This window comes from Synechococcus sp. KORDI-100, from assembly GCF_000737535.1.
In the GTDB taxonomy this organism is placed as follows: domain Bacteria; phylum Cyanobacteriota; class Cyanobacteriia; order PCC-6307; family Cyanobiaceae; genus Parasynechococcus.
This window is the reverse complement of the sequence record NZ_CP006269.1, coordinates 888,947-909,733: the sequence shown is the minus strand read 5'-3', so window position 1 is coordinate 909,733 and position 20,787 is coordinate 888,947. Positions and strand designations below refer to the sequence as shown.

At 61.0% G+C, this 20,787-nt stretch carries 26 protein-coding genes and 3 tRNA genes; 18 read left to right on the top strand and 11 right to left on the bottom strand.

The genetic code is table 11. The features are described from left to right. Window positions 1-20: 20 nt before the first annotated feature. Window positions 21-440, bottom strand: coding sequence for a type IV pilus biogenesis protein EbsA (gene ebsA, locus KR100_RS04560; protein WP_051847316.1), 420 nt, complete (start codon window positions 438-440; stop codon window positions 21-23). Between ebsA and KR100_RS04555 the strand changes: the two genes are divergently transcribed. Further along, a complete protein-coding gene (locus KR100_RS04555) occupies window positions 421-1,176 on the top strand; it encodes an SDR family oxidoreductase (protein WP_038543555.1) in 756 nt (251 codons plus the stop codon). The genes ebsA and KR100_RS04555 overlap by 20 nt on opposite strands. Here the strand turns inward: KR100_RS04555 and map are convergent. Beyond that, complete coding sequence (gene map, locus KR100_RS04550) at window positions 1,157-1,996, bottom strand: type I methionyl aminopeptidase (RefSeq protein ID WP_038543553.1); 840 nt, start codon at window positions 1,994-1,996, stop codon at window positions 1,157-1,159. The two genes, KR100_RS04555 and map, sit on opposite strands and share 20 nt — an antisense overlap. 54 nt (window positions 1,997-2,050) lie before the next feature. Here map and KR100_RS04545 point away from each other — a divergent pair, with 54 nt between their 5' ends. The 6 genes from KR100_RS04545 to gltX all read left to right on the top strand — a co-directional run bounded on the left by KR100_RS04545 (window position 2,051) and on the right by gltX (window position 4,919). Continuing rightward, a complete protein-coding gene (locus KR100_RS04545) occupies window positions 2,051-2,335 on the top strand; it encodes a hypothetical protein (RefSeq protein ID WP_038543550.1) in 285 nt (94 codons plus the stop codon). Between the two features lie 28 nt (window positions 2,336-2,363). Next, on the top strand, window positions 2,364-2,819 hold the full coding sequence (gene rplS, locus KR100_RS04540) for a 50S ribosomal protein L19 (protein ID WP_038543548.1): 456 nt from the start codon (window positions 2,364-2,366) through the stop codon (window positions 2,817-2,819). A 62-nt stretch (window positions 2,820-2,881) separates the two neighbouring features. Further along, window positions 2,882-2,954 (top strand) — tRNA-Trp (locus tag KR100_RS04535). 36 nt (window positions 2,955-2,990) lie between these two features. Further along, a complete protein-coding gene (locus KR100_RS04530; protein WP_006043540.1) occupies window positions 2,991-3,179 on the top strand; it encodes a hyperconserved protein Hcp in 189 nt (62 codons plus the stop codon). A 204-nt stretch (window positions 3,180-3,383) separates the two neighbouring features. Further along, window positions 3,384-3,457, top strand: a tRNA-Asp gene (locus tag KR100_RS04525). Window positions 3,458-3,479: 22 nt separating this feature from the next. Then, entirely contained in the window at window positions 3,480-4,919 is a 1,440-nt protein-coding gene (gene gltX, locus KR100_RS04520) for a glutamate--tRNA ligase (protein WP_038543545.1), read from the top strand. Here the strand turns inward: gltX and KR100_RS04515 are convergent. The 4 genes from KR100_RS04515 to wecB are packed head-to-tail and all read right to left on the bottom strand — an operon-like array spanning window position 4,860 to window position 8,058. Next, entirely contained in the window at window positions 4,860-6,128 is a 1,269-nt protein-coding gene (locus KR100_RS04515; protein ID WP_038543543.1) for a sodium:proton antiporter, read from the bottom strand. The two genes, gltX and KR100_RS04515, sit on opposite strands and share 60 nt — an antisense overlap. Further along, window positions 6,118-6,363, bottom strand: coding sequence for a hypothetical protein (locus KR100_RS04510; RefSeq protein ID WP_028951397.1), 246 nt, complete (start codon window positions 6,361-6,363; stop codon window positions 6,118-6,120). The genes KR100_RS04515 and KR100_RS04510 overlap by 11 nt, the downstream gene beginning before the upstream one ends. After that, window positions 6,363-6,953 (bottom strand): DUF1643 domain-containing protein, encoded by a 591-nt coding sequence (locus tag KR100_RS04505; protein WP_239420403.1) that lies wholly within the window; start codon window positions 6,951-6,953, stop codon window positions 6,363-6,365. The genes KR100_RS04510 and KR100_RS04505 overlap by 1 nt, the downstream gene beginning before the upstream one ends. Then, window positions 6,946-8,058, bottom strand: coding sequence for a non-hydrolyzing UDP-N-acetylglucosamine 2-epimerase (gene wecB, locus KR100_RS04500; RefSeq protein WP_038543538.1), 1,113 nt, complete (start codon window positions 8,056-8,058; stop codon window positions 6,946-6,948). Before wecB ends, KR100_RS04505 begins: the two co-directional genes overlap by 8 nt. A 70-nt stretch (window positions 8,059-8,128) precedes the next feature. On the opposite strand from wecB, the gene KR100_RS04495 reads away from it, so the two are divergent. Continuing rightward, window positions 8,129-9,340 carry a type IV pilus twitching motility protein PilT gene (locus KR100_RS04495; RefSeq protein ID WP_038547938.1) on the top strand — a complete coding sequence of 404 codons (1,212 nt, stop codon included), beginning with the start codon at window positions 8,129-8,131 and terminating at the stop codon, window positions 9,338-9,340. 3 nt (window positions 9,341-9,343) lie between these two features. On the opposite strand, the gene KR100_RS04490 is transcribed toward KR100_RS04495, so the two are convergent. Together KR100_RS04490 and tsaD are read right to left on the bottom strand one after the other, a co-directional pair. Beyond that, the gene (locus KR100_RS04490) at window positions 9,344-9,526 is read right to left on the bottom strand and encodes a chlorophyll a/b-binding protein (protein WP_038543536.1); all 183 of its coding nucleotides are present in this window, start codon (window positions 9,524-9,526) and stop codon (window positions 9,344-9,346) included. 45 nt (window positions 9,527-9,571) lie between these two features. Beyond that, window positions 9,572-10,642 carry a tRNA (adenosine(37)-N6)-threonylcarbamoyltransferase complex transferase subunit TsaD gene (gene tsaD, locus KR100_RS04485; protein ID WP_038543533.1) on the bottom strand — a complete coding sequence of 357 codons (1,071 nt, stop codon included), beginning with the start codon at window positions 10,640-10,642 and terminating at the stop codon, window positions 9,572-9,574. A 78-nt stretch (window positions 10,643-10,720) separates the two neighbouring features. Between tsaD and KR100_RS04480 the strand changes: the two genes are divergently transcribed. Next, complete coding sequence (locus KR100_RS04480; protein WP_038543531.1) at window positions 10,721-11,197, top strand: photosystem I reaction center subunit III; 477 nt, start codon at window positions 10,721-10,723, stop codon at window positions 11,195-11,197. 36 nt (window positions 11,198-11,233) lie between these two features. Further along, window positions 11,234-11,353, top strand: coding sequence for a photosystem I reaction center subunit IX (gene psaJ / locus KR100_RS04475; protein ID WP_038543529.1), 120 nt, complete (start codon window positions 11,234-11,236; stop codon window positions 11,351-11,353). Window positions 11,354-11,415: 62 nt separating this feature from the next. Here psaJ and gmk read toward each other — a convergent pair whose 3' ends face one another. Further along, window positions 11,416-11,976 (bottom strand): guanylate kinase, encoded by a 561-nt coding sequence (gene gmk / locus KR100_RS04470; protein ID WP_038543526.1) that lies wholly within the window; start codon window positions 11,974-11,976, stop codon window positions 11,416-11,418. Between the two features lie 65 nt (window positions 11,977-12,041). On the opposite strand from gmk, the gene KR100_RS04465 reads away from it, so the two are divergent. Together KR100_RS04465 and tatC are read left to right on the top strand one after the other, a co-directional pair. Next, complete coding sequence (locus tag KR100_RS04465; protein ID WP_038543525.1) at window positions 12,042-13,751, top strand: NFACT family protein; 1,710 nt, start codon at window positions 12,042-12,044, stop codon at window positions 13,749-13,751. 133 nt (window positions 13,752-13,884) lie between these two features. Further along, entirely contained in the window at window positions 13,885-14,589 is a 705-nt protein-coding gene (gene tatC / locus KR100_RS04460) for a twin-arginine translocase subunit TatC (protein WP_038547937.1), read from the top strand. Here tatC and KR100_RS04455 read toward each other — a convergent pair. Further along, window positions 14,570-14,929, bottom strand: coding sequence for a DUF3067 family protein (locus tag KR100_RS04455; RefSeq protein ID WP_051847315.1), 360 nt, complete (start codon window positions 14,927-14,929; stop codon window positions 14,570-14,572). The two genes, tatC and KR100_RS04455, sit on opposite strands and share 20 nt — an antisense overlap. A gap of 103 nt (window positions 14,930-15,032) precedes the next feature. Between KR100_RS04455 and petC the strand changes: the two genes are divergently transcribed. The 6 genes from petC to KR100_RS04425 all read left to right on the top strand — a co-directional run bounded on the left by petC (window position 15,033) and on the right by KR100_RS04425 (window position 19,142). After that, window positions 15,033-15,569 (top strand): cytochrome b6-f complex iron-sulfur subunit, encoded by a 537-nt coding sequence (gene petC, locus KR100_RS04450; RefSeq protein ID WP_038543523.1) that lies wholly within the window; start codon window positions 15,033-15,035, stop codon window positions 15,567-15,569. 38 nt (window positions 15,570-15,607) lie between these two features. Continuing rightward, a complete protein-coding gene (petA, locus tag KR100_RS04445; RefSeq protein ID WP_038543521.1) occupies window positions 15,608-16,540 on the top strand; it encodes a cytochrome f in 933 nt (310 codons plus the stop codon). Between the two features lie 4 nt (window positions 16,541-16,544). Next, the gene (gene lgt, locus KR100_RS04440) at window positions 16,545-17,384 is read left to right on the top strand and encodes a prolipoprotein diacylglyceryl transferase (RefSeq protein ID WP_038543519.1); all 840 of its coding nucleotides are present in this window, start codon (window positions 16,545-16,547) and stop codon (window positions 17,382-17,384) included. After that, complete coding sequence (gene cobM, locus KR100_RS04435) at window positions 17,381-18,139, top strand: precorrin-4 C(11)-methyltransferase (RefSeq protein ID WP_038543517.1); 759 nt, start codon at window positions 17,381-17,383, stop codon at window positions 18,137-18,139. Before lgt ends, cobM begins: the two co-directional genes overlap by 4 nt. Window positions 18,140-18,167: 28 nt before the next feature. Further along, window positions 18,168-18,239 (top strand) — tRNA-Val (locus KR100_RS04430). A gap of 114 nt (window positions 18,240-18,353) precedes the next feature. Further along, on the top strand, window positions 18,354-19,142 hold the full coding sequence (locus tag KR100_RS04425; RefSeq protein ID WP_051847314.1) for a RodZ family helix-turn-helix domain-containing protein: 789 nt from the start codon (window positions 18,354-18,356) through the stop codon (window positions 19,140-19,142). On the opposite strand, the gene KR100_RS04420 is transcribed toward KR100_RS04425, so the two are convergent. Then, complete coding sequence (locus KR100_RS04420) at window positions 19,126-20,787, bottom strand: Ppx/GppA phosphatase family protein (RefSeq protein WP_038547929.1); 1,662 nt, start codon at window positions 20,785-20,787, stop codon at window positions 19,126-19,128. The two genes, KR100_RS04425 and KR100_RS04420, sit on opposite strands and share 17 nt — an antisense overlap.

Here is a 20,787-nt window from a genome sequence, read left to right as displayed (position 1 = left end):
GTGGCCGGCAGCCGCTTCGTTCAGACCTCAACGGCGGGATCCGCACCAAGCAGCAGCCATTGCCAGAACCCATCCGGCAGGTCAACGCTGCCATGCTCCTCCTCACGGCAGTCCATCAGCCAACTCACAAGCTGATGGGTCACCAGCTCAAAGTCGTAGAGCAGATCCGGTCGCTCGGGGAAGCGCAGGTTGCACCGTGTGGTCTCCAATGGAGAGCGGACGGCCAGCCAGCTGAGGGTGTAGGGGTGACCAAGCCCTCCCTCCACCGAACGGAACCCTTGCAGCTGTTGCTGGTTCAGGAGCTGCAGCGCAGCAAGGAGCTCAACTTCACGGGCAACGCCTCCGCAATAGGGCGCGAACAGAGCCCGCAGTGCTGCGTCTGAGAGAGGTGGCAACGCCCGAGACCGTCGTTCCCCAAGGATGCCCCAAGCTGAAGCCATGGCCCAGACCCCTTCTCCCCCTGGCCCCTGGAGTGGCCGACGCATCGGCATCACCGGCGCTCGTGGAAGCCTCGGTCGTTCCTTGAGCCAGTCATTTCGTCAGCAGGGCGCCGATGTGACCGGCCTGACCCACAGCGAACCTCCCCAGCACGTCTCCGCAGATGGTCCTGATCGCTGGGTGCGCTGGTCCTGCGGTGAGGAAGCACAACTGGAATCCTGCCTGGCGGAACTGGACATTCTCGTGATCAATCACGGCATCAACCCGCAAGGGAATCAGACACCGGAGGATGTTGATCGTGCTCTGGAAATCAACGCCTTGAGCAGCTGGCGGCTCATGCAGCGTTTTGAACGGCTCGTCGCCCAGGCTTCCGACGACAGACCCCGCGAGCTCTGGGTCAATACGTCAGAGGCTGAAATTCAACCGGCCATCAGCCCTGTCTACGAGCTCAGCAAGCGGCTGATCGGTCAACTCGTGAGTTTGCGCGGCGCCAATCTCACCCCGGAACAACGGCGCAGACTGCGCATCCGCAAGCTTGTTTTGGGTCCGTTTCGCTCGGACCTCAATCCGATTGGCGTGATGACGGCAGGTTTTGTCGCCAGACAGATTCTCGTGATGGCCCGGCTGAACCTGTCCCTGATCATCGTGACGCCCAATCCGCTGACCTACCTCTTGATGCCTCTCAATGAACTGGGCCGCTGGACTTACAGCAAAGCGCTCAATCGCCGCGATCGGTGAGAATTTCACATCCATCGCTGGTCACCAGCACCGTGTGTTCCCACTGAGCGGACAGGGATCCATCCCTCGTCACCACCGTCCAGCGGTCGTTGAGGGTTCTGCACGCCTTGCTGCCGGCATTGAGAATCGGTTCGATCGCCAGGGTCATGCCGGGACGCAGGGTGACGTTTGGGAGTTCATCGGTCCGGAAGTTGAAGACTGAAGGCTCCTCGTGGAGATTGCGACCGACACCGTGACCGGTGTAGTCCTCCACCACACTGAACCCATTGGCCTTGACGTGATCTTCAACGGCACCGGCAATGTCGAGAAGCGTGTTGCCGGCTTTCACCTGAGCCAGGCCGGCCATCAGTGATTCGCGAGCCACACGGCTGAGCGTCTGCGCTAGATCACTGGCTTCGCCGACACAGATGGTGACGCAGCTGTCGCCGTGGTAACCCTCGAAGTAAGCACCGGTGTCGACCTTCAAGAGGTCCCCCTTGTGAATCACCCGCTTCTTGTTGGGGATTCCGTGAACGACCTCGTGATTGATGCTGGCGCAGATGCTGGCGGGGAATCCGTGGTATCCCTTGAAACTTGGCGTGGCACCCATTTCACGGATGCGACGTTCTGCGTAGGCATCGAGCTCACCGGTGGTCTGACCCGGCTCGACCATGGACATGATTTCCCGCAGCACAGTGGCGACGATCGCACTGGCCTGGCGCATGATCTTGACCTCCCGCGCCGACTTGATCTCGACACCACGACGCTTCTGAATGCGTGGACCTGTGGCTGTGGCCTGGGACGCCTTAGTCGTGGCCAGAAGTTCAGAGAACAGATTCATGAGCCACTCCTTACAAGCTCAAGCTATCAAGTTCGTATAGAAGAATGCCGCCCCATGTCTTTGTTTGCGAAGGCACGAGAGCTGCACTGGCGGATCGCCCCATTTGTTCTGCTGCCACTGCTGGTGACGGTCAGCACCGGCGTCAGCTACCGGCTTGCCAAGGACTGGTTCGGCTTCAGCAGAGATCAGGTCCACTGGCTCATGGTGGTGCATGAGGGAGAGTGGCTGGGACCAACCATTGAACCGATTGTCGTTTTGTTCAATGCGATCGGGTTGCTCTGGATGCTGACCACGGGAACAACGCTGCTGATTCAGCGTTGGCGTCGGCGGGTACAATGATTGTTTGGCGATACAACGCGGAGCTGGGATGGCAGCCGACCCCACGGACACGACGGTGACGACAGACACCCCAGAGGAGACAACGGAAGCCACAGCGGTTGCGACGGCAACGCCCTCGCCGAAGAAGCTGTCTGCCGAAGAGCTGATCAAAGGATTTGAAGCGGAGCAGCTCAAGAGCGAACTGCCTGAGATCTACGTGGGAGACACCGTTCGGGTGGGCGTTCGCATCAGTGAAGGAAACAAAGAGCGGGTTCAGCCCTACGAAGGTGTGGTGATCTCGAAACGCCACGGAGGGCTGAACGAGACCATCACCGTGCGCCGCATCTTCCAGGGCATCGGCGTGGAGCGGGTGTTCATGCTTCACAGCCCCCAGGTGGCATCGATCAAAGTTGAACGGCGCGGTAAAGTACGTAGGGCGAAGCTTTTTTATCTGCGGGAACGGGTGGGCAAGGCCACCCGCGTGAAGCAGCGCTTCGATCGCTGAGGTTTCGACCTCGTTCAATCCATTTGCCATCACGAATTGTGATGGTGGGGGTTCATCGCCTTGCGCCGTTAGTTCAGTTGGTAGAACGCAGGTCTCCAAAACCTGATGTCGGGGGTTCGAGTCCTCCACGGCGCGTCCGATGAGCCCTTGTGCAGTTTCCCGGTTCTCAGCATGGAGTTGGATCTACAACCTGGTGATGTTGTGAAGGTGCTGGAGTCAGCCGCTCTCGGCTGGGTCCGCGCCCGCGTCATCCGTGTCAAGTCAGGTGGTCGTGTGGTCGTGCAAAGCGATCAAGGTCGGGAATTTACCGCCCGGGGCAATCAGGTTCGCCTGATCGAGCCTGCCGGGTTCCGTCCCTGACGGAGCACCCTGAAAATCGTTCATATTCCCCGTCCCGTTGACAGTGTCAACGGGACGTTTTTGCTGCAGACAAGCAAGGATTGGCCTGATCGATGCGTCGTGTCGATTGGTTGACGGCGGGCATGGCAAGAGTCGATACTGCCTCTGTCGCACAGGCGACACAGAAAGACTTCACCGGGCGAGTTCCGTCGTCGAGGTCGCTCTGGGACCGTAGTTCAATTGGTTAGAGCACCGCCCTGTCACGGCGGAAGTTGCGGGTTCGAGCCCCGTCGGTCCCGTTCTCACCCCTGAATCAAGGCCATGGTGCGTGTTCGTCTGGCCCCAAGCCCTACGGGTACGTTGCACATCGGCACAGCGCGAACAGCGGTGTTCAATTGGCTCTTCGCCCGCCATCAGAAGGGCGCTTTTCTACTGCGCATCGAGGACACGGACAAAGAGCGGTCCAAGCCGGAATTCACCCAGAACATCCTCGAAGGACTGCAATGGCTGGGCATCGACTGGGACGAAGAACCCGTCATTCAGAGCGAGCGTCTCCAGCAGCATCAAGCCGCCATTCGGGGTCTCTTGAAGAGCGGCCTGGCCTACCGCTGTTACGCCAGCGAAGAGGAGCTCGAGGCGATGCGGAGCAGCCAGAAGGCCGCCAACCAGGCGCCCCGTTACGACAATCGTCACAGGCATCTCAGCCCTGAGCAGGAAGCGGCCTTTCAGGCGGAAGGTCGCCAGGCCGTGGTTCGCTTCCGCATCGCAGACGATGCCGACATCCGGTGGAATGACCTGGTCCGTGGTCCGATGAGCTGGCGCGGTGCCGACCTCGGTGGCGACATGGTGATTGCACGACGGGCCCCGGCGGATCAAATCGGCGACCCGCTCTACAACCTGGTCGTCGTCGTCGACGATGCCGCCATGGCGATCAGCCATGTGATCCGAGGCGAAGATCACATCGCCAACACAGCGAAACAACTTCTGCTGTACGACGCGCTTGGCCTGCCGACGCCTCAGTTCGCCCATGCGCCCTTGATCCTCAACGGCGAGGGCCGAAAGCTGTCAAAACGCGATGGGGTCACCTCCATCAATGACTTCCGCGCCATGGGGTACACCGCGGCAGCGATTGCCAACTACATGACGCTGCTGGGCTGGTCTGTGCCTGAGGGCATGAACGAACGCTTCAGCCTCGGCGAGGCCGCCGAGGTGTTCAGCTTCGATCGCGTCAACAAGGCCGGTGCCCGCTTTGACTGGGACAAGCTCAATTGGCTCAACGGTCAGGTTCTCCACGACCTGACGCCGGAGCAACTGCTTCAGGACCTTCTGCCGCTCTGGCTGGCCAATGACTGGACCCCACCGGACCTGGACGGGTGGACCCTTGAGCTTTGCGCCTTACTGGGCCCATCGCTCACGCTTCTGAAGGACGGCGTCGAACAGGCGCGTCCCTTTTTCGAGCTGCCGCCGCTTGAGGATGACGGCGTCAAGCAACTGGATCTCGAAGGAGCCAGACCAGCCATTCACGCCCTTGCAGAAACGCTCGAAACAGCCGCCTGGGATGGCGTGGACAGGGACCGTGCCCAGCAGCTTCTGGGCGATTCCGCAAAGGCTGCGGGCGTGAAGAAAGGGATGATCATGAAATCCCTGCGGGCTGCTCTGCTCGGTCGGATGCAGGGCCCCGACCTGCTCACGACCTGGGGCTTACTGGCTCGGATCGGGGAGGACCTGCCCAGGCTGCGTCGCTGTCTCAACGGACGCTGAGTCGGGTTCATCCGGCGATTCAATCAAGCCAAGAACACGCGCCAGCGGTTGAGCCGTAAGCCCTTGCAAGCCGACAGTCATCAAGATCGTCAGGAACACCAGACCCTGAAGGCGGCCAGCACCGAGGATGCCGGCCTGCTCGAGACGGATCGAAAAGAGAGAGGCCACGGAGGCGGTGACAATTCCGCGTGGAGCGAGCCATCCCATGAACACACGCTGGCGCAGATCAAGGGGGAGTCCCGTTGTGGCGATGCCGACGGCGATCGGTCGAACCAGCAACATCAGGGCAAGGACACAACTGACCCCACCCCACCCCAGCGGGCTGAGTTCAGCCCAGGACACATCAGCCGCCAGGAGAGGAAACAGCATGGTGATCGCCAACTGAGCCAGCTCCTGAATCAAGCCATCGAGGTCTGCCGTGTGCTGATTGCGTCGCCGTCCCACCACAAGACCAGCAGCCACGGACGCAGGAAGGGCTGATTCCGGCAGGAGCCACTCACTGATCCCATACATCAGAAACAACATGCCGAGACTGAGCTGCAGCGGTAAACCGCTGGCAGCCTGATCAGACTCCAGTCGCCGCAGGAGCTCCGACAGCAGCCAACCGACGCTGGCTCCGATCAGGGTGCCGCCCCCAAGACGAGACAACAGGCCGAAGGCGAGTTCTCTCCAACCATGCAGATCGCCAAGCACCAGTTCCAGCAGAAGCAGCGCCAGAACAGCCCCCACGGGCTCCAGGACCAACCCTTCGGCCTCGAGCACATCACCCAACGGGGGAGCCAGCCGGATCTGTCGGACGAGGGGAGTGACCACGGTTGGCCCCGTGGCCAGCACGATGGCGCTGTAAACCGCGGCGACTGACCAGTTCAGGCCGGCCAACCAGTGAGCGGCCAGCAGTCCTGCACCAAGTGAGATCAACAGGCGCAGGATGGCGATGCGCTGAACCGTGGTTTTGATCGTGTCTCCCGGAAGGCGAAGGTTCAGCCCGCCATCGAACAGAACCAGACTGACCAGCAGCCCCACCACCGTGCCGAGACCGGAGCCAAGGTCCAGGGGTTCGACCAGCCCAAGCCCTGAACGGCCGATCAGGAGCCCGGACAACAGCAGCAGGACAACCCCCGGCAGGCTCGAGACCGCCGCCAACAGCCGAGCGGATGCCCCGGCGAAGACGGTCACACCCCAGAGCAGACCCAGCCGCTCAGGCGTCATCGACGGATGAGAACTGAGGTTCCACGCGCACGCCGATCACCGCCTCAGGACGAACAACCAGGTACTCACCCTCGAGATCGCTGATCGGCACATTCACAAAGCCCCCTTGTCCCTCAGCGTTGACGATGCCCTGGTACCACTCCTGAAACATCTCCAGCTTCGGGAAATGAACCTGCTCGGTCTGCCCCCCGACAAGGTGAAGATGCACCGCATAGCGGCGTGGTGTGCGTGGCATCAGCGTTGAAGGAGAGCCTGTGGGGTTCCCTCAGGATGGCCGATCGATTCGGCTCCTGCCCAAATGAAGGGGCGAAGCGTCCGGTCAGCCGGTGCATAGAGGGGATGTCGTGGCTGACCCGACCTTGTCAGGCCGATGCAGAGCGGTGAGGAGGCAGCGGGGCAACGGCGTTGGCGTTCCCTGCGGAGCAGGTCCAGCCATGCCAACACCTCTTGATCGCGGCCCCGGCAGGAGCCGGATCCCCCCCAGCCGCACCAGAGGTCGATCGACGCCTGGCTCGCCCAGCGGCCGCACCAGCCTTTCAGCTCGAGATCGTTGGCTGCTCCGATCGGGTCCTGAACACGTCTCAGAACAGCAGGAGAGGCTGAAATTCGTGCGAACAGATTGAGCACCACCAGCGCGCTGTACCCCCAGCCGCGGCCGAAACCGATCAGTCGTCGCAGGGTCGGGTCGTCTCTTCGATCATCGGCAGCGGAGGGATTGAGACCGATGAACAGCAATGTTCCATGTCCGCCAGGCCAGCTCCGACGAAGCCACCAGCGGTAATGGCCATCTGCGCTGAATCCGGCATCAGATCCAGCTTCAGACACCGAGATGCTTACAGGAGAGATCCAGGATTCTGCTGCTGGCCTGGCCATCGCCGAAAGGATTGACTGCACGGGACATGGCTGAATAGGCCGCCGAATCCTCGAGGAGTCGCGAGGCTTCAGAGGATATCTCTGTGGGGTCGGTGCCCACCAGTCGAGCCGTCCCAGCCTCAACAGCTTCAGGACGTTCTGTGGTGCGGCGGAGCACAAGAACCGGTTTCCCGAGAGCCGGAGCCTCCTCCTGCAGGCCACCGGAGTCGGTGAGAAGCAATGTGCACCCCTTCATCGCCGCCACAAGACGGTCGTAATCGAGAGGTTCGGTCAGCACCACACGAGGATGCTCGCCAAGGAGTGCCTGCAGCGGTTCGCGCACGGTCGGATTCCGATGCAGCGGCAGCAAAAGCGCCGTGTCTGGGAAACGGTCAAGAACCCGCAGCATGCCCTCTGCGATGTCCTTGAGCCGATCACCCCAGTTCTCACGACGATGCACCGTGGCGAGAATCACCCGTTGGTTCTGCCAGTCGAGACCGTCGAAGTGGATCTCCGGGGCCGTCTCAGCCATCAACAACAGGGCATCGATCACCGTATTGCCCGTCACGGACACCTGACCAACCACGCCGGAGGCATGGAGGTTGGCCTCAGCCTTGGTGGTCGGAGCGAAATGCAGGGTTGCGATCTGAGAAATCAGGCGTCGATTGGCTTCCTCCGGGAACGGATCGAGAAGATTGTCGGTGCGCAGGCCTGCTTCGACGTGACCGACGGGGATCTGCTCGTAAAACGCCGCCAACCCTGCTGCAAACGCTGTTGTCGTATCCCCCTGCACCAGCACCAGCTGCGGCGGATAGGCCTGGAAGTCTTCCCTTAAACCATTCAACGCGGCGCAGGTCACATGGGTCAGGGTCTGGCGGGGGGCCATGAGACCGAGATCACGATCGGCCTCGAGGTTGAACAGAGACATGACCTGAGCGACCATCTCCCGGTGTTGTCCTGTCAGCACGACACGGGTCCGCAACGCCTGGCAGGCCTGAAAAGTGCGGATCACGGGAGCCAGCTTGATCGCCTCAGGTCGTGTTCCCAAAACGATCGTGACGCGCGGCTGATCGGCCATGAGGAAGCTGGAATCACCGGATCTTACGGGCGTTTTCAGGCATCCTGAAGAGATCAGACGCAGTGTTGCCTTGGCCCAGCCGGTCTTCCCTCCAAGCTTCCCGCCTCGACCTGCTGCACCCCCAGGTCGAGCAACAGCTTCCCCACCATCACCGCCAGGATCACAGCCACAGACAGTCCGGCAGACATCGGCTGCGGGGTCAGGTGAAGGGTCAGGTGACTCGTCACCGAGCCTCGAACAGATCGTGCGCCTCGCCCACGACGAAGGTCACTCCGATGTGCATCTGGGTGTTGGAGAAACCCCCCGTTACCGGGCAAGGGGAGAAATGCTGAGAACCGAATGGCCCATCACCGACCAGGACGTTTTCCAGAACTGGCTCAGGGAGATTCTTTCTCCTCAGCAGATTGATGAATTCTTCCGGGAGAAGGAGTTCGATGGTTCCCATGCCTTCCCGTTTGTGCGCATCCGGATCAATCTGCTGGATTCACTGCGGGGGCCCGCCATGGTCCTGCGGCTCATCCCCCAGACGATCCTGACGATGGAGCAGCTGAATCTCCCTGATGTGCTCAGGGAGCTGGCTGCGCGACCCAAGGGCCTGATTCTGGTCACCGGTCCGACCGGATCCGGCAAGAGCACCACCCTGGCGGCGATGATCGATTGGATCAACCGCAATGAAACGCGCCACATCCTCACGATTGAGGACCCGGTTGAATTCGTTCATGAGAGCAAGAACTCTCTGATCCGGCACCGGGAGGTGGGGATGCACACCTTGAAATTCCACAACGCGCTGAGGGCAGCTTTGCGCGAGGACCCGGACGTGATTCTGGTGGGAGAGATCCGAGACCAGGAAACCCTGTCCACGGCTCTGGAGGCCGCGCAGACAGGTCACCTTGTCTTTGGAACCCTGCACACCAATTCGGCGGTGAAAACGGTGGAACGGGTGCTGGGCATGTTCCCGCCCGAAGAACAGGAGAGCGTGCGGCGTTCGTTATCTGAATCGCTTCTGGGCGTGATCGCACAGGGCCTGATCCGCACCACGGATGGCAAGCGCGCTGCGTACCACGACATTCTGATCAACACCGACGCCTGCAAGGACTACATCCAGCGTGGAGCCCTTGATGAGGTGGAGGAAATCATGGAACGCAGCAGTTTCGATGGCATGGTCACCAGCAATCAGTCGCTGCAAGCCCTCGTCGAAGCGGGTCGTGTGGAGGCTGAAAACGCCGTTTCCGCAAGCCTCAAGCCAAACGAGCTGGCGCAGGCCTTGCGTGGTCGCAGCTGATGATCAACTGCCGCTGAACACCCGGACCAGAAGCACTACGGCGAGACCGACCGACAATCCGATCATGGCGAGACGGCCGTTCCAGATCTCCGCCTGGGGAGTGAATCCCCGTTTCCAGGAATTGAGTTCGTCTGAACCGACGGGTTCAACGAGATTGGTGTCAGTTTGTCCTGAGGGCTCAGCCATAGCGATGGACATGCCGTTGAGCGGAGCCACCATACGCAGCGAATTTCAAAACGGAGGTGGCGTTTTGTACAAGTCATCGGCCTGATCGAGAGACCAGCGGGGGGCCACCCCGATCTCCAGGGAGCTGGCGGTCACCGTTCTGGCCAATCGTGTGAGCGCCGCAGCGCCGATCATGGCCGCGTTGTCAGTGCAGAACTTCAAAGGTGCAATCGTCACTCCCAGATTGAGAGCCTCGGCCTGCTCTGTCACCAGAGATCTAAGGCGACGATTGGCCGCAACGCCACCCACCATCACCAGCTGATCCAGACCCTGATCACGGGCACATCGAAGCGAACGCTCGACCAGCACCTCAGCCACCACCTGTTCAAAACTGGCTGCCAGATCAGCGAGCGGCAACTCGGATTGATCGGAACGAAGTTTCTCAACCGTTCTCAGCATGGCGGTCTTGAGACCGCTGAAAGAAAAGTCGTAGGGATAGAAGCCACCCTCGGGGCGGGAGACCCGACCCTTCGGCAACGGGAAGCGCTGGGGATCCCCCGATTCAGCCGCCGTCTGGATCGCTGGACCGCCGGGGTAACCCAGCCCCAGCAGCCGGGCAACCTTGTCAAATGCTTCACCAGCCGCATCATCGTGGCTGCGGCCGAGCCTCAGCATCCCTCCGGAACGATCGACCCGGATGAGTTCCGTGTGTCCACCACTGACGAGAAGAACGAGGTAGGGAGCTTCGGGCGATCGATCAGCAAGTTGGACGGAAGCCAGATGACCTTCGAGGTGATGCACGCCGATGAACGGTCGCCCGTGCAAAGCCGCAAGGCTGCGGCCGGTCACAGAAGCCACCATGAGCGCTCCCGCCAGGCCCGGGGCCACCGTGGCCGCAACGGCATCGAGATCACCAACGGTGACACCGGTCTCCGCCAGCACTGTCTCCACCAACACCGGTAGAGCTTCCACGTGGCGACGGGACGCAATCTCCGGCACCACACCTCCCCAGCGGGCGTGCTCCTCAACCTGAGAAGCAATCCGAGAGGAGAGAACCTGGCAATCGCCATCCCGCGACGCAACAACGGCGGCGGCGGACTCGTCACAACTTGTTTCGAGGGCCAGCACCAACGCCATCGTGGTCAGGACCCTCCCCTACTGTCCGTCAGTGGACATCCTGCCCTTCCAGGGCATTTTTCAACAGGAATCGATCCGATGCGTCGTCTTTTCGCCATTGTGCTTTCGGCCCTGCTGGTGTTCGGCTTTGCCCCCATCGCCAAGGCGGATGTGGCGGGTCTGACGCCCTGCTCTGAAAGCGCCCGCTTCCAGCAGCGAGCCGCTGCAGCCAACACGCCTCAGGCCAAAGCCCGTTTCGAGATGTACAGCCAGGCATCCTGTGGTGACGACGGCCTGCCCCATCTGATCGTTGACGGCCGCTGGAGCCATGCCGGCGACTTCGTCCTGCCGGGCATCATGTTTCTTTATGTCGCCGGATGCATCGGTTGGGCCGGCAGGGAATATCTCAAGGCAACCCGTGGCAAGAACGCTGCCATGAATGAGATCCAGATCGACACATCGATCGCCCTGAAGAGCGTTCTCGCCTCAGCCACCTGGCCCCTCGCCGCCTTCGGGGAATTCACCAGCGGCAAGCTCGTGGAAAGCGACGACAAAGTGACGGTTTCCCCCCGCTGACCCTTCCATTCTTCAGCTCCCACACACCTTTCACCCATGAAGAAATTCCTCACAACGGCTCCCGTCGTCGCCGCTATCTGGTTCACCCTCACCGCCGGAATCATGATCGAGTGGAACCGGTTCTTTCCCGATCTCCTGTTTCACCCCTTGGGCTGATCAGATCTCAGAATTTTCGAAGCCCCGCAAGGGGCTTTTTTCATGGGCCGTTCCGAAAGGATTCAAACCAGCCCCATGAGCGTCTCCAGTTCAGCGAGCGCTCGTTCGATGTTGTCGTTCACGACAACAGCATCGAATTCCTCCTGAGCCTGAAGTTCCTGTTGAGCCCGCTGCAACCTTCGCTGGATGGCCTCGTCCGCATCGGTTCCTCGTCCCCGAATGCGGCGTTCGAGCTCCTCGAAACTTGGCGGTGCCAGAAAGATCTGAAAACCATTCGAAAAACTGCGGCGCACCTGACGGGCACCTTCCAGCTCGATCTCGAGCAGCACTGGACGGCCATTGCTGAGATGCTCCTCCACCGGCTGGCGGGGTGTGCCGTACCGGTTTCCTGCGAATTCGGCCCATTCAAGTAGTCCCCCCGCTTTCACCAGCTGGTCGAACTGCTCATGGCTGTGAAAGAAATAGCTTTGACCCTCCAGCTCGCCATCGCGAGGCGCACGGGTGGTTGCTGAGACCGACAACCAGATCGTTGGATGCCGCTCCAGGAGCTGCTTCACAAGGGTCCCCTTTCCGACGCCGCTGGGACCGGTGATCACGGTGAGCCGTCCGCTGTTGGCAGCCATCCAGGCCTGAGTCGGGGACAGCAGAGTAGGAAGGGGACGGCCCGGCGGATCTGAGCGACGCAGAGATGACCTCAGCAACGCTTCAGATGATGGATCTCACCACGCTCCGGGCGGTGCTGAATGACCTGACGCCCTCCCTGTTGCCGGGTCGTTTTGAAAAGGCCCAGCAGCCTGACCCACTGACCCTGCAACTCGGCTTCCGAACCTTGCACAACATGGTCTGGCTGGAGCTGAGCTGGCAGGCCGATGCGCCCCGTCTGGTGCAGATCCAGCCACCGGCTCGTCAGGGGTCCGGCAGCACCCTGGCGCAGCAGCTCCAGCACAGCCTGCGACAGATGGCCCTGGTGGGCATCCAGCAGTGCGGATTCGAACGCGTGGTGGACTTTCAGTTCAGTGCCCGACCTGGTGAGTCCATCCAGCGCTCCGTTGTCCTCGAGCTGATGGGGCGCCACAGCAACGTGATGCTTCTCGATGACCAACGGCGTGTGGTCACGATCGGACGACAGGTGCGTGATCACCAGTCACGCATCCGACCGATCGGTACCGGTGATGCCTACGTCCCGCCACCGCCATTGCGGGGCCTTCCACCGCATGCCGAGGAATCCCTGGATGCTTGGCGGCGCCGGCTCACGCTGGTACCGGTCTCTCTCAAAACAGCGCTGCAGCAGTGTTATCAGGGGATCAGCCCACCGCTGGTGGAGCAGTTGGCCGGACCGCTTGGCCGGGAACCGGTTCAGGAGATCTCCACGGACCAGTGGCAGCAGCTGCATCAGCGCTGGACGAGTTGGCTGCGGTGCCTGAGAGACAACACCTATGCGCTTCAGGTTGAGCCGAACAACCGCTACAGGGTCTGGGGACCATCAGCCGAGCCAACCCAAGCTGATGATCAGATCGCCGATCAACAGAATCTGGCGCTCGCACTGGGTGCCTGGTACCGAGAGCGGCTTGAGCAGAAGTCCCTGATTCAACGCCGCAGGGATGTGGAGCAGCGGCTGACTCGTTGGAGCCGCAAAGAGCGGACTGCCCTTGATGAGCAGCAGTCACGCTTGGCCGGGACCGCCGACAGCGCTGCTCTTCAAGAGAAAGCAGATGCGCTGCTCTGCCTTCAGGCTCCCAGCCGAGACCAGGTGCAGGAGGCTCAGAAGCTGTACCAACGGGCCCGCAAGCTGCGGCGATCGGTCGCCGTTCTGAATGAACGGATCCAGCACCACGAACAACGACTCCAGCTCATCGAAGCCAGCGAAGTCTTCATCGACGATCTGGCCACATCGCACTGGGAAGATCTGCCCCCGCGGCTGCTTGCGTTGGAGGATCTCTGCAGCGAATTGGACGACCTGCTCAATCCCCGGTCAAGACGGCAGGACGCGCGAAAAAAACAGTCCGGTGTCCCGCAACCCCTGGAGCTCACCGGCCCAGGCGGATTGCTGCTTCAGGTTGGCCGCAACCACCGTCAGAACGACTGGATCAGCCTGCGCCAGGCTCGTAGTGGCGACCTCTGGTTCCATGCGCAGGAATGCCCTGGCAGCCATGTGGTGCTGAAGTCCTCCAATGGACTGCCGGAGGAGGTCGATCTGCAGTTCGCAAGCGATCTCGCGGCCCACTTCAGTCGAGCTCGCGGCAATCGCCGCGTCCCCGTGGTGATGGTGCCTACCGACCGGCTCCAGAGGATTCCAGGTGCCGCACCAGGAACGGTTCGACACCGTGGTGGCACGATTCGCTGGGGTGAACCCGGCCGAGCCGAAGAGCGTCTGACAGCCCGCAGACTCCTAGCCTGACGTCTGGGATGGAACTCCCTCCAGCCCGGCTTTCTCGCCCGTGTCCGACCAGCCCGACGGCCCAGTCCTGAAACCTCCCCCTCCGATCCGTATCGGAGCTGATGGCGACACAGACCTGCCCAATGAGGTCGAGATGCCTCTGGTGGATCATCTGGAAGAACTTCGTCAGAGAGTGCTCGGCAGCTTGCTGGCGGTTGTCGTCAGTGCCTTGATCTGCCTGCTGGCGGTGAAGCCCCTGGTTCGGCTGTTGGAAGCGCCTGCCGACGGCATTCATTTTCTGCAACTGGCTCCAGGTGAGTTTCTCTTCGTGTCCCTGAAAGTGGCCGGTTATGCCGGTCTCACCCTGGCTTTGCCCTACGTGCTGTACCAGGCGCTCGCCTTCGTGCTGCCGGGCCTGACGCGACGGGAGGGGCGGCTGATCGCACCTGCCGTCGCTGGATCAGCCATTCTCTTTTTCGCAGGCCTGGCCTTTGCCTGGTGGGCACTCGTACCGGCCGCTCTCGGATTTTTGGTGAGTTACGGCGCCGATGTGGTGGAGCCGCTGTGGTCGATTGAGCGCTACCTCGACTTCGTCCTGCTGTTGATGGTGGCGACCGGCCTGGCTTTTCAGCTGCCCGTTCTGCAACTGCTGCTGGGGGTTCTGGGTCTGGTGCGCTGGCGCACCATGCTGGGCGCCTGGCGATGGGTGGTCCTCAGCGCAGCCCTGGCCGGGGCCGTGCTGACACCCTCCACGGATCCGATCACCATGCTGCTGCTGGCTGGCGCCATCACCGCCCTCTTTCTGGTTGGGATCGGGCTTGTCGCTCTGGCTGAAAGCATCAGACCAGAAACTCCCTGAGAAGCGTTTGTGCTTCAGGACCCTGGGCCTGCAATTGCAGACTCAAGGCCTTCCCAAGCCGTGGTTTGTCCCTGGTTGAGTCGAGCCACTGACGTACATCCGTCGCCAAACCAAGACGATTCACAACATCCAGCACTTCGGCCAGATGCTCCCGGTACGTGTTTTCGTCCATCGGGAACGACTGTTGCTCCAGATATGCCCACATCACCTGCAGGTAAAGACGCTGGCGACGAACCACCAGCTGGAGGTCGTAAGTCGCCTTCCAGCGCCGTCTTAGACAGGCAATGACCTCCTCGACGGCAAGGGGTTGGTCTGCTGGTTTGTTTGATTCCTCAAGCACAGATTTCGTGGAGCAGGACCAGCAAAACGCCAGTCGTTGTAAAGCGTGACAGGCAGTTAAGCGTCCATAATGGACGTCGATACGTGCTGGATGACCGTCCGCCATGACCCAACTTTCCTCGAGCGATGTGCCCGGAATGGGTCGTCGGCAGTTCATGAACCTGCTGACCTTCGGCTCGGTGACCGGAGTCGCCCTCGGCGCCCTTTACCCAGTGGTGAACTACTTCATCCCGCCCCGGGCTGCCGGATCGGGTGGCGGCACCAGCGCGAAAGATGAACTCGGCAATCCCGTCACGGCCAGTGGATGGCTCTCCACCCATGCCGACGGCGACCGCAGCCTGGTGCAGGGTCTTAAAGGCGACCCGACGTACCTGATCGTCGAAGGTGATGACGCCATCGGCAGTTACGGAATCAACGCCATCTGCACACACCTCGGCTGTGTCGTGCCCTGGAACAGTGGAGCCAACAAATTCATGTGTCCCTGTCACGGCAGCCAGTACGACGCCACCGGGAAGGTGGTCCGGGGACCGGCACCTCTTTCGCTAGCACTGGCGAATGTCAGCGTCGAGAACGACAACGTGTTCGTCAGCCAGTGGACGGACACCGACTTCCGCACCGGCGACAAACCCTGGTGGGCCTGATCTTTTCTTCCACGTCTGATTCCCTCATCCCCCGTTCCATGCGTCGTCACCTCTCCCTCCTGCTCGGATCTCTGGTTCTCGGCCTTGCTGTCCTGATTGCGCCTGCGGCCAGCTGGGCCTATCCCTTCTGGGCCCAGCAGAACTACGAAAGTCCCCGTGAGGCCACAGGCAAGATCGTCTGTGCGAACTGTCACCTCGCTCAGAAGCTCACGCAGGCGGAAGTCCCCCAAGCGGTGCTTCCGGACAGTGTCTTCAAAGCGAGCGTCAAGATTCCCTACGAAGACGGACTCCAGGAAATCGGGGCAGACGGCAGCGACGTACCCCTCCAGGTGGGTGCTGTCGTGATGCTTCCTGACGGATTCACCCTGGCACCTCAGGACCGCTGGACCGACGAGATCCGCGAAGAGACCGAGGGTGTCTACTTCAGCCAGTACAGCGACGACCAACCCAACATTCTTCTGGTGGGACCGATCCCAGGTGATCAACACCAGGAGATCGTCTTTCCTGTTCTCTCGCCCGATCCGGCCACCGACAGCAACATTCATTTCGGCAAATATCAGATCCACGTCGGCGGCAACCGCGGCCGTGGCCAGGTGTACCCCACGGGAGAGAAAAGCAACAACACCGCCTTCACAGCAGCCGCCAGCGGCACTGTTTCCGCGATTGAGGATGGGGAGAACGGCGCAAAGCTGGTCACCATCAACACCACCGAAGGTGACAGCACAACTGAAACGGTGCCCGTCGGCCCTGCTCTGCTCGTGAATGTTGGCGACAGCGTTGAAGCTGGTGCACCCCTGACCAATGATCCAAACGTGGGCGGTTTCGGCCAGGTTGATGCCGAAGTGGTTCTCCAGAATCCAGTGCGGATCTACGGTTTGCTGGCCTTCTTCGCTGCAGTGGCTCTGGCTCAGATCATGTTGGTTCTGAAGAAGAAACAGGTGGAGAAAGTTCAGGCAGCCGAGGGTTTCTGAGGCAATGTTCACCTCCCCGGGCCCTGAGCTGATTCAGCTCGGGCCCTTCACGTTGCGCTGGTACGGACTGCTCATTGCTGCTGCGGTTCTGATCGGACTCAACATTTCAAGCCGCCTCGCTCGCAGCCGCGACCTGGACAACGGTCTGATCAGCGATCTGCTTCCCATTCTGATTCTCGCGTCGGTGCTTGGCGCACGTGCTTACTACGTCGCCTTTGAATGGCGAAATTATTCCGACAACTGGATCAAGGCTCTAGCCATCTGGGAGGGGGGCATCGCCATCCATGGCGCTCTGATTGCAGGCACACTCACCCTGATCCTGTTTTGTCGCTGGAGGCGTCAGTCCTTCTGGGATCTTCTCGATGTTCTGGTGCCTTCCCTGGCCCTGGGTCAGGCAATAGGGCGCTGGGGAAATTTCTTCAACTCCGAAGCCTTCGGAGTCCCAACGGACCTCCCTTGGAAGCTGTTCATTCCATACCAGAACAGGCCTGTGATCTACGCCAATGCAGAGTTTTTCCACCCGACGTTCCTTTATGAATCCATCTGGAACCTTGCACTGTTTCTGCTGTTGATTGTGTTGTTCCGCAGGGGAGAGCAGGGAAAAATGACGCTCCCCTCCGGTGCTCTCGCCTGCACGTATCTGCTTGGATACAGCCTCGGTCGAATTTGGATCGAAGGGTTGAGGATCGATCCGCTCTGTCTTGGAGCGCTACCCCCAGCCTGTGAAGGAGGCCTGCGCATCGCCCAGTTGGTGAGCGGGCTGCTGATGCTGGCCGGAGTCGCCGGTCTTCTCTGGCTGTATGCCCGTCACCAGGACCTGCCTGATCCGGCAGGGGTTCGTTGAGCAGCCCTGTTTGCTTCGTTGGAGCCGGGCCCGGAGCGCCTGATCTGCTGACCTTGCGTGCGGCTGATCGACTCCGGCATGCCGATCGACTGATCTGGACGGATTCACTCGTCAGCCCGGCAATCGCAGAACTCGTTCCAGCCAAGTGTGAACGGATCAGGACCAGTCATCTGACGCTGGAAGACGTTCTTCCGCTTCTCATCGAGGGGTACAGAACGGGCCTTCGCGTCGTCCGGCTGCACGATGGCGATCCAGCGCTCTACAGCGCCATCAACGAGCAGATCTGCACCCTGAACGATGAGGGCATCCCCTTGGAGGTGGTTCCCGGGGTCAGCGCCTATCAAGCCGCGGCTGCCGCACTCGAGCGGGAACTCACCGTTCCAGGTGTGGTTCAGACCATTGTGCTCAGCCGAGCTGGTGGTCGAACCGGCGTCCCCGAGCGCGAGCAGCTGGAACGGTTGGCATCCATTGGAGCAAGTCTTTGTCTGTACCTCAGTGCTCGGCATGTGGAAGAGGTCCAGCAGATGCTTCTGCATCACTATCCCGATGACACGCCGGTCGCCATCGGGCACCGGGTGAGCTGGCCTGATCAATGGCTCACGATCGTTCCACTCAGGGAGATGGCTCAGACGAGTCGTGAACGCAGTCTCATCAGAACCACCCTCTACATCATCAGTCCGGCACTGGTGCCAGGCCCTGAGCGTTCACGTCTCTATTCACCGGACCATGTTCACCTGTTTCGACCAAACCGATGAGATGACGTGGTCTAACATTCAGCCGTTCGGGCGATTAGCACAGTGGTAGCGCACTTCCTTCACACGGAAGGGGTCACTGGTTCGAATCCAGTATCGCCCATCTGAAGAGTTTTCCTGGGGGGAAGATTCAAGCTGCTGGGCTAAAATTTTCTGTCAATAGCCTGAAAAACAGTTATTTTCATCGCAATTACGCTCCTGCGAACCGAAGGCGTTCATGGCTCCCCAGAACCATTCAGAGGATTCTGGGACGACACTTCCCTCTGAGAGCGGTCTGGCCCAGGTTGGCCAACTGATCAGGGCCCAGCGGCAGGCACGTGGACTTTCGGCCGAGCAACTGGCGGCCACCATGCACATGGGTGTCGAGCAGCTGACGGCCCTGGAACTCGGCGATGAGGATCGACTTCCCGAGCCGGTGTTCATCAAGGCGATGGTCCGCAGACTGGCGAGCCATCTGCGGATGAATGCCGACGATCTCGTCAAGAAACTTGGTCCCACAGCCTCGATCTCATCCCAGATCAGGGACCCGCTCACTGCGGCTCCGTGGCCTGCGCCGGTGTCAACGCCAAACCGACAGCGACGCTCTGTGTTGTTGCTGGTTCCAATTCTGCTGCTTCTCGGGGGGGGAGCTGGATACACCCTCTGGCAGGTCAAGCTCAGCGATGCCGATCAACCTGTTCCGCCTTCGGAGGTTCCAAGCAGCAAGCCGGTGACAGAGGACAGCACTGCCATCCAGCCAACTGCCGATCAAGACCCTCCAGCCGCACCCGAGACGATCACTGTTGAAATCAGCAGCGCTGAGCCGAGCTGGATCGCACTCCGTCGCGGCGGGACCGTTGAGTTTCAGGGGACCCTGGACGAACCGATCACGATCGATGACCCTGAAAACGTCGAGATCTATGCCGGTCGACCCGATCTGGTCATGGTCAACGTGTCAGATCAGGAACCGAGACGCATCAGCACGATTGATGATGTCCGCTGGCACGAACTCATCCCTGAACGCTGACGACCAGCCTGACCCCTGAGGCCTCGCGAATCACCTCTGCGCAATTGTCAAGGCTCCACTGCTCGAGGCTGAGGTTCTGGTTCAGTCGCTCGGGAACCAGCTCCAAGCGAAGCTCAGTCGGAGTGGTTTCAGCGCGCACGAAAGCGACGACGGGTTCCGGGCGGCGATCCATCGCCGCAGCCAGTCTCAGCAGGAGCGCCATCTCGTTGACGAGGCGTCGATTCTCGCGTGTGTCCAATGCCTGCCAGGACTCATGACGTTTCTTGGGCAGGCTGCGGCGGTGATAGCGAGCAATGGCCGCAACCATCAGGTGTTCCGCCTCGGAATAGCCCAGCAATTCCCCATGACGAATCAGATACCAGGAGTGCTTGTGATAAGCACTGAGGTTGATGTGCTGACCGCAGGCGTGCAGCATCGCTGCTGCCCAGAGCAGCTCACGGCCCTGACCTGGGTCTTGGTGCATCACCCCGCGGGTTTGGTCGTAAAGGCTCAGAGCATGGGATGCCACGCGCTCGGCACGGGTCTGGTTCACCGCAAAGCGCTGGACCTGATGAATCACTGTGCGCTGACGAATGCTGCTCTGGAAGCTGAACCGATCCTCCAGAAATCCATGGCGCAACATCCAGTCGACAATCAACCCCTCGCGAAGCGCCCGTTCGCTGAGAACCAGCTCCTCGGCTCCCAGCATCTGCATCGTGGTCTGCAGAATCAACGCTCCAGGGACGATGATCTCAGCCCTGCGCTCGTTGATGGGAGCGAGTTGTCGGCGCTGCTCCGGTGACATCCCCACCAGCTTTTCAACGACGCGATCAAGCCGCTGACGCGACATCCGGTAGCCATGCAGCTTGAGAGGGGGGCGATCGTCCTCACTGGCGGCCAGGGCACCGATGGCCATGGCCGTTCCACTGGTGGCGACCAACACCGGAACTTCACCCGGCTGGATCCGGCGACGCACCTTGTCGACGGCAGGTTCCAGAGAGCCTTGGATGAAGGCCTGCAGAAAAGCCCGTCCCCGGGGCGGAATCGGATCATCCTTGACGAAATCTCGCTGCAGACGCACCGCACCAACCCTTGTACTGGTGAGGGCTCTGGCATCGCGACCGTCCGCGAGAATCAGTTCGGTGGAGCCGCCACCGATGTCCAGCAGAAGATGGGGGCGGTTGCCGAAGGGCATGCCGGAGAGCACGCCCAGATAGATCAGTCGAGCTTCCTCGGAACCGCTGACAAGATCCACCTCGATTCCAAGACCATCTTTGATCTGCTGCAGATAGTCGCGGCCGTTGGACGCCTCGCGGACAGCACTGGTGGCGGCGGTCACGAGTTGCTCGACCTGGTGGCTGGTGGCCAGGTCCCTGAACCGCCTGAGGGTGTCATAGCCACGCTGCATCGCAGCCTCGGTGAGTTCCCCTGTGTCGGGGTCACGTTCACCGAGGCGCGTCGTGGACTTCTCGGCCTGGATGATCCGGAATGTCCGCAACGCGGTGTCAACCGAAGCCACAAGCAGGTGGGTCGAGTTCGTGCCGATATCGATGGCAGCGACCCGACGCAGTTGATCGCGTTGAACCCCCTCGATGTTGGCGTCAGGGGATGGCCGAGCTGGACGGGCAGGGTCAGAGGCCTGCGCTGTGGTCTCCGCATCCAGCAT

Coding starts and splice junctions, on each gene's coding strand:
- ebsA (WP_051847316.1), bottom strand. CDS start 440: ATGGCTTCAGCTTGGGGCATCCTTGGGGAACGACGGTCTCGGGCGTTG.
- KR100_RS04515 (WP_038543543.1), bottom strand. CDS start 6,128: ATGACGCCTGAGCGGCTGGGTCTGCTCTGGGGTGTGACCGTCTTCGCC.
- KR100_RS04420 (WP_038547929.1), bottom strand. CDS start 20,787: ATGCTGGATGCGGAGACCACAGCGCAGGCCTCTGACCCTGCCCGTCCA.
- KR100_RS04425 (WP_051847314.1), top strand. CDS start 18,354: ATGGCTCCCCAGAACCATTCAGAGGATTCTGGGACGACACTTCCCTCT.
- tatC (WP_038547937.1), top strand. CDS start 13,885: ATGCCTCTGGTGGATCATCTGGAAGAACTTCGTCAGAGAGTGCTCGGC.
- rplS (WP_038543548.1), top strand. CDS start 2,364: ATGGCAGCCGACCCCACGGACACGACGGTGACGACAGACACCCCAGAG.
- KR100_RS04555 (WP_038543555.1), top strand. CDS start 421: ATGCCCCAAGCTGAAGCCATGGCCCAGACCCCTTCTCCCCCTGGCCCC.
- KR100_RS04530 (WP_006043540.1), top strand. CDS start 2,991: ATGGAGTTGGATCTACAACCTGGTGATGTTGTGAAGGTGCTGGAGTCA.
- map (WP_038543553.1), bottom strand. CDS start 1,996: ATGAATCTGTTCTCTGAACTTCTGGCCACGACTAAGGCGTCCCAGGCC.
- KR100_RS04480 (WP_038543531.1), top strand. CDS start 10,721: ATGCGTCGTCTTTTCGCCATTGTGCTTTCGGCCCTGCTGGTGTTCGGC.
- gmk (WP_038543526.1), bottom strand. CDS start 11,976: ATGGCTGCCAACAGCGGACGGCTCACCGTGATCACCGGTCCCAGCGGC.
- KR100_RS04510 (WP_028951397.1), bottom strand. CDS start 6,363: ATGCCACGCACACCACGCCGCTATGCGGTGCATCTTCACCTTGTCGGG.
- wecB (WP_038543538.1), bottom strand. CDS start 8,058: ATGGCCGATCAGCCGCGCGTCACGATCGTTTTGGGAACACGACCTGAG.
- petA (WP_038543521.1), top strand. CDS start 15,608: ATGCGTCGTCACCTCTCCCTCCTGCTCGGATCTCTGGTTCTCGGCCTT.
- tsaD (WP_038543533.1), bottom strand. CDS start 10,642: ATGGCGTTGGTGCTGGCCCTCGAAACAAGTTGTGACGAGTCCGCCGCC.
- psaJ (WP_038543529.1), top strand. CDS start 11,234: ATGAAGAAATTCCTCACAACGGCTCCCGTCGTCGCCGCTATCTGGTTC.
- KR100_RS04490 (WP_038543536.1), bottom strand. CDS start 9,526: ATGGCTGAGCCCTCAGGACAAACTGACACCAATCTCGTTGAACCCGTC.
- gltX (WP_038543545.1), top strand. CDS start 3,480: ATGGTGCGTGTTCGTCTGGCCCCAAGCCCTACGGGTACGTTGCACATC.
- petC (WP_038543523.1), top strand. CDS start 15,033: ATGACCCAACTTTCCTCGAGCGATGTGCCCGGAATGGGTCGTCGGCAG.
- lgt (WP_038543519.1), top strand. CDS start 16,545: ATGTTCACCTCCCCGGGCCCTGAGCTGATTCAGCTCGGGCCCTTCACG.
- KR100_RS04465 (WP_038543525.1), top strand. CDS start 12,042: ATGACCTCAGCAACGCTTCAGATGATGGATCTCACCACGCTCCGGGCG.
- KR100_RS04545 (WP_038543550.1), top strand. CDS start 2,051: ATGTCTTTGTTTGCGAAGGCACGAGAGCTGCACTGGCGGATCGCCCCA.